Origin of the sequence: Achromobacter sp. GbtcB20 (genome assembly GCF_019091095.1) — a bacterium.
Taxonomy (GTDB): domain Bacteria; phylum Pseudomonadota; class Gammaproteobacteria; order Burkholderiales; family Burkholderiaceae_B; genus Achromobacter; species Achromobacter mucicolens.
The window spans coordinates 1-333 of record NZ_JAGXJZ010000355.1 but is presented as its reverse complement, the minus strand read 5'-3'; the positions used below and the strand labels follow the sequence as shown (position 1 = coordinate 333).

The window sequence follows — 333 nt, the reverse complement described above, 5'->3', positions numbered from 1 at the left end:
ACGGTCGAAGCCGGCCAGATGCAGGTGTCGCGCTGGGGCTTCAAGGGCGTGGAAGACCTGGGCGGTGGCCTGAAGGCGCGCTTCGGCCTGGAAGGCACCCTGCTCAACGACACCGGCGCCGCCGGCGTCGGCACCGGCAACCCGCCGACCACCAGCCTGTTCGACCGCGAAGCCACCGTCGGCCTGGCCGGCAACTTCGGCTCGATCGACTTCGGCCGCCAGAACATCCTGGGCGTGCTCTCGGTCGGCATGGCCGATCCGATGGGCCTGGCCTTCGCCGCCACCAGCCCAAACGTGCTGTTCGCCGCGATGAACCACGCCGGCGTCTACGGC

Annotated in this window: 1 protein-coding gene; it reads left to right on the top strand. The window is 70.6% G+C overall.

Going from position 1 to position 333, the window contains the following annotated elements:
- Positions 1-333: porin (locus KVT32_RS29300; RefSeq protein ID WP_217619341.1), on the top strand; the 333-nt coding region annotated here is incomplete at both ends.